Origin of the sequence: Xenorhabdus bovienii, assembly GCF_024721015.1 — a bacterium.
GTDB classification, from domain to species: domain Bacteria; phylum Pseudomonadota; class Gammaproteobacteria; order Enterobacterales; family Enterobacteriaceae; genus Xenorhabdus; species Xenorhabdus bovienii.
Genome location: NZ_JANAIF010000101.1, coordinates 1 through 8,257 on the forward strand (window position 1 = coordinate 1; position 8,257 = coordinate 8,257).

The following is an 8,257-nucleotide window of genomic DNA, read 5'->3' on the forward strand; positions in this document are numbered from 1 at the left end:
TAGCGCGTCTTTTCTTGCCGCAGTGCAAATCCGTTGCCTTGTTCTTTGGCTGAAAATCTCATGACGACATCATCTAGACAATAGGCTAATTTTTTGTTCACATCACCTTCTTTACCAATATCTCAGCAACAAGAAAGTTAAGGAATGTCTATCAAACTATCATTAATTTTGTGCAATATCGCCTTGACTTTAAATAAATGATATTGATAATCATTATCAATAATTACATGTATAACAAGTAAGGTTTGCCAAAATGAACAAAAGGCGTTCAATTTCTGCTTTCCCGATATTCAATATGATTATCGCATTATTCACGCTCACCCTATTCAGCCAGCAAGCCTATGCAGATAAAAAATTCAGGGTTGTAACTACCTTTACCATTATTCAGGATATGGCCCAAAATATCGCAGGTGATGCAGCCATCGTTGAATCCATCACAAAACCAGGCGCAGAGATTCATGATTACCAGCCTACGCCAAAAGACATCATTAAAGCACAGCGTGCAGATCTTATCCTCTGGAATGGCTTGAATCTTGAACGCTGGTTTGAACGTTTCTTTGAAAACATGAAAGACATCCCTACGGCTGTCACTACTGAGGGTATAACCCCGCTGCCGATTCGTGAAGGACCTTACAATAAAAATCCCAATCCTCATGCTTGGATGTCTCCCAAAAACGCCCTGATTTATATTGAAAATATCCGCAAGTCTTTCGTTAAATATGATCCTGCGAATGCAGAGGTTTATAATCGCAATGCGAAAATTTACGCAGAAAAAATGGCTAAACTGGATGCACCACTCAGGGAACGCCTTTCCCGTATTCCAGAAAATCAACGCTGGCTGGTAACCAGTGAAGGGGCTTTCAGCTATCTCACACAAGATTATGGTTTCAAGGAAGTGTACTTGTGGCCAATCAATGCTGAAGAACAAGGTTCTCCGCAACAGGTTCGCCGTGTTATTGATACCATAAGGACACAGAAAATCCCTGTAGTCTTCAGTGAAAGTACCGTTTCGGATAAACCAGCAAAACAAGTCAGCAAAGAAACCGGGGCTCACTACGGTGGAATCCTCTATGTCGATTCTCTTTCTACCCCAAAAGGTCCAGTGCCTACTTATATTGACCTGCTGAACACCACTGTGGACACCATCGCGAAAGGATTTAATCAATGAGTCATTCATCGTTAAACCATCAATCATTATTTGAGCATCCCCATTTAATTGTTGATGATGCTACCGTCACTTACAACAATGGGCACACCGCCATATATGACGCCAGTTTCGATATTACCGGCGGCACAATTTGTGCGCTGGTAGGTATGAATGGCAGCGGAAAATCCACATTATTCAAAACAATCATGGGATTAGTTACTCCCTCCCACGGAAAAGTCACCCTCAATGCACAAACCATCAAGACTGCGTTAAAACAAAATATCATTGCATATGTTCCACAGACTGAGGATGTAGACTGGAATTTTCCAGTTTTAGTTTCCGATGTTGTGATGATGGGCCGCTATGGAAAAATGGGATTTTTGCGCAGACCCAGTAAACGTGACCATCAAATCGTGGATAAAGCGCTTGAACGCGTCGGGTTGAATGAACTACGAAATCGACAAATCGGTGAGCTTTCCGGTGGGCAGAAAAAACGGACATTTTTAGCACGTGCACTAGCACAGGAAGGAAAAGTGCTACTGTTAGATGAGCCTTTTACTGGTGTAGACGTTAAAACAGAAAATGCCATTGTCGATTTACTCCGTGACTTACGTGATGAAGGGCATCTAGTTTTGGTATCAACGCATAACCTCGGCAGTGTACCTGAATTTTGTGACCATGTTATCTTGATCAATCGCACTGTTCTGGCTAGTGGCCCAACTGAAACCACTTTCACCCAAAAAAATCTGGAGATAACATTCGGTGGTGTCTTACGCCATATCAACCTTTCTGGCTCAGAGCTTCATGATGATGATGACCCGCGCTCACTGACTGTCATTACCGATGATGAGCGGGCTGCTGTCTTCTATGGCTATGACCGTCATGTCCCACCACGACAAAGCCAAAAGCAGAAGGAAAACCAGCCATGATGGAGTTGCTGATACAACCATTCAATTACAACTATATGGTGAAAGCCATGTGGGTAAGTGCTATCGTAGGTGCAGTCTGTGCTTTTTTATCTGCCTATCTGATGCTGAAAGGTTGGTCGCTGATGGGAGACGCCCTTTCCCATTCTGTTGTACCGGGCGTAGCAGGCGCATATGCTCTCGGTTTGCCTTATGCAGGTGGAGCCTTTTTTACTGGTATGCTCGCGGCATTATCAATGACTCTGGTTCGTCATATTACGCGGTTACGTGAAGATGCGGTGATCGGTTTTATATTCTCTACTTTTTTCGCTGTCGGGTTATTAATCGTTTCCTTAAACCCCACTTCCGTTAATGTACAAACCATTATTCTCGGCAATATTTTAGGCATTTCTGATGAAGATGTTTTGCAAGTCGAAATCATTATTGCTGTCTCCTTTATTATCTTGATGTTGATCTGGAAAGATCTTTTAGTTGTTTTCTTCGATGAAACCCATGCACGTTCTATCGGTTTATCACCTCTGCGGTTAAAAATCATTTTCTTCACCTTACTCAGTGCCTGTACTGTTGCCGCATTGCAAACAGTCGGTGCCATTCTGGTCATCGCAATGGTAGTTACTCCTGGTGCCACAGCCTATTTATTGACAGATCGGTTTAAGCACCTGCTTATCATTGCTGTCACCATCGGATCATTAACGAGTGCTGTAGGTGCTTACTTGAGTTACTTCCTCAATGGCGCAACAGGGGGAGTGATTGTCACGCTACAAACTGTGATTTTCCTACTGGCTTTCTTCTTTGCCCCCAAACATGGCATGTTAGCGTCCCGCAGACGAGCGAAAAAAGAATCTTTAGCATTAACTCAAGGAAGACGCTCATGAGTACATTGATTGAATTCATTACTGAACCCTTCATGCATGATTTTATGCAGAGAGCTATTTTCGCTTCTATCATGGTGGGGGCAGTCTGCGCGGTACTTTCCTGCTATCTAGTATTAAAGGGTTGGTCACTGATGGGGGATGCCATTTCCCATGCGGTCTTACCTGGTATCGTATTAGCATTTGTCGCTGGAATACCACTCGCAATAGGTGCTTTTCTTTCAGGGATATTTTGCGCATTCGCTACCGGATATCTGAAAGAACACAGTCGAATCAAAGAGGATACAGTCATGGGTATTGTATTCTCCGGCATGTTTGCATTGGGTTTAGTCCTGTTTACTCGCATAGATACCGATCAGCATCTGACGCATATTCTATTTGGTAGCATACTTGGCATTACCCAGCATGAATTGATCCAGACACTATGTATTGCTAGCGTAACACTGGCAATTGTGTTGCTGAAACGCAAAGATTTTATGCTCTACTGTTTCGATCCCAATCAGGCACGCGTTGTCGGTCTACCCGTGAAACTTATCCATTATGGCTTATTGTCCCTGCTGGCCTTAACTATTGTCGCATCGCTGCAAGCCGTTGGCATTATTCTGGTTATTGCCATGCTGATATCTCCCGGCATTATTGCATTTATGCTCTGCCGGAGTTTTGATCGCATGCTTATTGTTGCAATGATTGCTTCTGTGTCATCCAGTGTGCTCGGTACAATAATCAGCTTTCACATCGATGGTGAAACAGGGCCTTGTATCGTCATTATTCAAGCTATTTTCTTCATAACAGCACTTATTTATGACCAAATAAAATTAGCTAGAAAGAAAATGAGCAAGAAGCGTACCAAAGATATCCCATCTCCATCATCATAAATTTCAGGTGAATCAAATTAATAAAGTAGAGAGCCATATCTAATTTTGGATATGGTTCTCTATTGAGTGCTATTTAAATCACTTTTTAACCTGTTCAATTGTTGCATCTGTCTGTAATATGAGCATAGCAATTGTCAACTTAATGAGGTGAATCATGTGGCAAGCAGTGAACCGTCTATTAAGTGAGCATTTTGGTGGCGCTGACATTCACAATAAAACAGAATTAGCGGGAGGGGATATTCACCGTTCTTGGTGCGTTGAGTACGGCGAACAGCATATTTTTATCAAATCCAACTTGAAAGAAATGTTGCCTGTTTTTAAAACAGAAGCAGAACAACTGGAATTGCTGGCCCACAGCAAAACTATCCATGTCCCTCAAGTTTACGGCGTTGGGTACGATCGCGACCACAGTTTTCTTTTGCTGGAGTATTTACCTATAAAGCCATTTAATGCCTATAGTGCATACTACTTTGGTCAACAACTCGCGAAACTGCACCAATGGAGTGAACAACCTAAATTTGGTTTTGATTTTGATAACATGCTCGCGACCACCATACAGCCTAATGGATGGCAAAAGCGCTGGAATCAATTTTACGCAGAAAAACGGATTGGCTGGCAATTACAACTCGCGGCAGATAGGGGAATGGTGTTTGGCAACATCGAGCTTATTGTCCAAATAATCAGTGACAAGCTACAATCTCACCAACCTCAGCCTTCTCTCCTGCATGGCGATTTATGGCCAACAAATTGTGCATCATTAAATAGCAACTCTGCCGCAGCATTTGATCCCGCCTGCTATTGGGGAGATCGTGAATGTGACCTTGCCATGCTGCCCCTTTATCCAGAGCTACCCCTACAAATTTTTGATGGTTACCAAAGTATTTGGCCATTGCCACAAGGTTTTATTGAGCGACAACCTCTTTATCAACTTTACTACTTACTGAATCGCTGTAACCTTTTTGGAGGGGAAAACTTCATCATAGTGCAAAATATGATCGATAATATATTATCTGAATAGAGATTACCGCTATCTACTTAATCAATAAAAATAACCATCATTATTATTAACTCTGATCTAACACCATTGCCAAAAATCGGAGTTAATTATCTTTATATTAAGCAAATTAACAATGACGATAAAACAAAATTCACGACACACTAAATACATTAACCATGCTTAATTAATTTTTACCTAATAGATAAGATAAAAAAGAAAAATTTATTATATTAGGAAATAAATGCTTATTGGATAGAACGGAGGTAAAAACACTACCAATGCCGATTAAACTACTGAATATCTTAATAAGCTGCGAAGAGAAGATAAATGCTTCCGCAGCTGTTATTTTTATTTTTTACATTACCAACCCAATAGTTTTGAGAAAAAATAAGCAATCGCACCAATAATTATTGGTGATATATAAAGGATAAAAATTTGACTGAATAACGAATGAGGAGGAAATTTAATCTTAGCTTCCAACTGCTCCTTGGTTATTCCGCTTTCCTTAACATTTTCAAGGATCATTTGATCTTCGATATGTTCCTTGATGAATTTAAATTGGCGATACATTCTTAAGCCTGATGCACTCATTGCCAACCCAACGAACATAAGAAAATAGATCACAAGGAAACTAACATTTGTACCTGTAATCATCACCATACGATCAGGTATTGGTGAATGCTTCCAGAAAAAATCCAAAAATGATGTATTGAATTTGATCATCTCTGTCATCATTCTTAAAAAATCATTCAATACTGCATGAATTCCACTTCCTTTCACACCATGTTGCCATGCCAGATTGATCACTGAGACAAAAGTTGACAAAAAAGCGGGTACAAAAATAACCCAGCCCAAGATCCGTTTCGCAATAGCGATATATCCAGCTTGTTGATACGTCATTAACATTCCTCATTAGCATAAATCATTTTATTTTTACTCAATGATAGCTGATAAGAGACTAACTTTAACCACATTTGTAATGTATAACTCTCATTTTTCCTAGAAAACGATGCCTTTCTTTGTTATTTGTTCATAACGAGATTTAAGACATAGAGCTTGCTACAATTATAAGTCTTTAATCGTTATCACCATCAAGGAGAGATATAAGATGTCATTTCATTTACCTATAGAAGCCGCCATTTGATATAACTAGCCACATTATATAAATTTATAATAAAAAACAACTAATTAAATATAACTTTGTCGCTATAAAAACAATAATGTACACGTTTATGTACAAACGAAAAAATCATACAACCCCCCCAATTCAGTGACCACTTCTATAGTATTAGGCATGCTTTGCACTTACCACAACTTTGAAAAATTCACATTAAGCACCATGACCGCTACGACTACCTGAAAGAGAAGCCGGAGATTGTGGAGAAGTGGGAAAGGAAGCTACTGTCACTATAGGGCAGAAATCTGACCTTAAGATGGGATATCACACCTTGCGGCAACCGTGGTGATTTCCACCCTAGTTGATTAACTCATTGATTTTCCCGAGGGGGTCACTTTGACCACCCCGAGACATCTCTTCCGTAAATTCGTCTTTATTTCAACTGTTGGGGAAATCCCAATGGTTACTTTATGCGCTGGACAAAAGGAATAAATTCATTGTGTTTCAACGTATTACTTGTGCGCAAGGGGCTGGACAAAACGACTTAACCCTTTGTTTCTAGCTCACTCTTTTGGGCACACCCCTTATTGAGTTGTGCAAAGTCCGATTATCGGACATTGGATTTTGCATACCAATATTATCGTCGCTCAAATTATAAGCAGACTGCAAATATGCAGCTTGATTAGATATCAATGAGCTATTGCTAAAGTGGGCATTCCCACTTAAATGGGCTTTCAAATCCCATTTAGCTAACCTTTTGATTTTAGCCAATTCCTGCTCAGAACGGGAATTCCGGTTCTCTGCCGGAAATAAGGGATATCAAGGAGTTAGGAGGAAGGCCGCGCATTGCGTGGCCTTGGATTCGAAATGTAAGGTAGGATTAACGCCAGTTGCAGTAAAAGCGTTTGGTCTGGCCTGTTTGTTTCAATATAGCGCTTAATTTTAGTGCGCCCTCGCTATCATAACGAGCATTGTATGTACGCTTGCCGATTCTTTCATAAGAATCATAAGGAGCGCCAAGATAATAGGTTACATTATCAACAGTGACATAAAAATTGCCCTGAAATAATGGGGGAACGCTATTTGGCTCACCTTGCCCCTTATCAGAGGGTATTCTAAACGACAAAGACAAAAAATTAGGCGAATTCCAATAGAAATTGGACATATTTTTAATATCTATTTTGTTCTGTATTACCCTTAAAGTACCAAAGAATCCACGTGGACCACCCGATACCTTGCCACTCATATATCCCCAACCTTGAGTACCATCATCAAGCTCACCAGTCGCTAAATTAAGATCAAAAACCAGCATATAATCTTCTAAATTCATTTCGGGCTTAATAACGTCAGACATACTATTTCCTTATATTTATAAATTATTGGAAGCAACCCAAAGAGTTACAACCTGTTCAGAGTCTTTTTAACACCACTACTAAGAAAGCCAAATTGACCATTTGCAGACTGGTATTCAGTTTTCGTTCGCAATTCTTCCAAAGCCGCCTGCATTTTTCCAACCAACTGAATGAGCGTTCAACAACCCAACGTTTAGGAATGACCGTAAACGTATGCAATTCATGACGTTGGACAACCTGAACCGTAGCACCACATAGCAGTTTGATTGACAAAGCAAACCTATCACCTGTATAACCCCCACCCGTCAGAAGGCATTTTAATTTCCCCAGATTATCCTGATGCCCGGCGAGTGCATCCAGTGCCCCTTCTCGGTCCGTCACATTGGCTGTTGTGACAACAACGGCGTGAGGAAGCCCTTGACTATCCACAACGATATGGCGCTTTATCCCTGAAATCTTTTTCCCCGCATCATAGCCTTTGTCTTGCGCAGTATCGGTATTTTTTACACTCTGTGCATCGACAATTAAAAATGTACTCAGCGCATCACGGCCGTTTTTTTGTCTGGCTTCCTGAACTTGCTTTTTTTAAAGCCCGTTCCAAAACCGAGCCGGCTCCCTGGGGTTCACTCCAAATCTGAAAATAATAATGGACGGTACGCCATTTGGGGAAATCGGACGGCAGCATGCGCCATTGGCATCCACTTTTCAACAGGTACAAGAGGCCGCAAAATACCTCGTAAAGGTCTATTTTGCGGGGGGCAGTGCGTTTACGGGCTTGTTCAAGCAGAGGACGTATCTGCTCAAATTGCTCACGGGTGATATCACTGGGGTATATTTTTCTCATTCCCAGATTATCAAGGTTCAATGTGTTTTAGTAAAGACTATGAACAGGTACTTAGAGCAAGTTATAGCCACGGTGCTGGTCGTTTATCAGTATTGAGTCTACTTGCTACACTGAGTTCAGTTGTACT

8 protein-coding genes are annotated in these 8,257 nt (G+C 40.9%); 5 read left to right on the plus strand and 3 right to left on the minus strand.

The genetic code is table 11. The annotated features are described in order from the left end of the window. Nucleotides 1–253 precede the first annotated feature (253 nt). The 5 genes from NXS07_RS17565 (at nt 254) to NXS07_RS17585 (ending at nt 4,838) form a co-directional block, all read left to right on the plus strand. Nucleotides 254–1,168 carry a metal ABC transporter substrate-binding protein gene (locus NXS07_RS17565; protein WP_038206271.1) on the plus strand — a complete coding sequence of 305 codons (915 nt, stop codon included), beginning with the start codon at nt 254–256 and terminating at the stop codon, nt 1,166–1,168. Then, nucleotides 1,165–2,076 (plus strand): manganese/iron ABC transporter ATP-binding protein, encoded by a 912-nt coding sequence (locus NXS07_RS17570; RefSeq protein ID WP_046337107.1) that lies wholly within the window; start codon nt 1,165–1,167, stop codon nt 2,074–2,076. The genes NXS07_RS17565 and NXS07_RS17570 overlap by 4 nt, the downstream gene beginning before the upstream one ends. Beyond that, a complete protein-coding gene (locus NXS07_RS17575) occupies nt 2,073–2,948 on the plus strand; it encodes a metal ABC transporter permease (RefSeq protein WP_038224894.1) in 876 nt (291 codons plus the stop codon). Before NXS07_RS17570 ends, NXS07_RS17575 begins: the two co-directional genes overlap by 4 nt. Continuing rightward, complete coding sequence (locus NXS07_RS17580) at nt 2,945–3,820, plus strand: metal ABC transporter permease (protein WP_038206275.1); 876 nt, start codon at nt 2,945–2,947, stop codon at nt 3,818–3,820. Before NXS07_RS17575 ends, NXS07_RS17580 begins: the two co-directional genes overlap by 4 nt. A gap of 154 nt (nt 3,821–3,974) precedes the next feature. Next, complete coding sequence (locus NXS07_RS17585) at nt 3,975–4,838, plus strand: fructosamine kinase family protein (RefSeq protein WP_038198048.1); 864 nt, start codon at nt 3,975–3,977, stop codon at nt 4,836–4,838. Nucleotides 4,839–5,177: 339 nt separating this feature from the next. Here NXS07_RS17585 and NXS07_RS17590 read toward each other — a convergent pair whose 3' ends face one another. The 3 genes from NXS07_RS17590 to NXS07_RS17600 all read right to left on the minus strand — a co-directional run bounded on the left by NXS07_RS17590 (nt 5,178) and on the right by NXS07_RS17600 (nt 8,130). Further along, the gene (locus tag NXS07_RS17590) at nt 5,178–5,717 is read right to left on the minus strand and encodes a YniB family protein (protein ID WP_258087278.1); all 540 of its coding nucleotides are present in this window, start codon (nt 5,715–5,717) and stop codon (nt 5,178–5,180) included. A gap of 1,097 nt (nt 5,718–6,814) precedes the next feature. After that, nucleotides 6,815–7,288 (minus strand): DUF7823 domain-containing protein, encoded by a 474-nt coding sequence (locus NXS07_RS17595; protein WP_038197519.1) that lies wholly within the window; start codon nt 7,286–7,288, stop codon nt 6,815–6,817. A 55-nt stretch (nt 7,289–7,343) separates the two neighbouring features. Beyond that, a protein-coding gene (locus tag NXS07_RS17600; protein ID WP_258087279.1) for an IS5 family transposase occupies nt 7,344–8,130 on the minus strand; the annotation gives its coding sequence in 2 pieces (ribosomal slippage) (nt 7,344–7,866 and nt 7,865–8,130; 789 coding nt in all). Nucleotides 8,131–8,257 lie beyond the last annotated feature (127 nt).

Coding starts and splice junctions, on each gene's coding strand:
- NXS07_RS17575 (WP_038224894.1), top strand. CDS start 2,073: ATGATGGAGTTGCTGATACAACCATTCAATTACAACTATATGGTGAAA.
- NXS07_RS17585 (WP_038198048.1), top strand. CDS start 3,975: ATGTGGCAAGCAGTGAACCGTCTATTAAGTGAGCATTTTGGTGGCGCT.
- NXS07_RS17590 (WP_258087278.1), bottom strand. CDS start 5,717: ATGACGTATCAACAAGCTGGATATATCGCTATTGCGAAACGGATCTTG.
- NXS07_RS17595 (WP_038197519.1), bottom strand. CDS start 7,288: ATGTCTGACGTTATTAAGCCCGAAATGAATTTAGAAGATTATATGCTG.
- NXS07_RS17570 (WP_046337107.1), top strand. CDS start 1,165: ATGAGTCATTCATCGTTAAACCATCAATCATTATTTGAGCATCCCCAT.
- NXS07_RS17565 (WP_038206271.1), top strand. CDS start 254: ATGAACAAAAGGCGTTCAATTTCTGCTTTCCCGATATTCAATATGATT.
- NXS07_RS17580 (WP_038206275.1), top strand. CDS start 2,945: ATGAGTACATTGATTGAATTCATTACTGAACCCTTCATGCATGATTTT.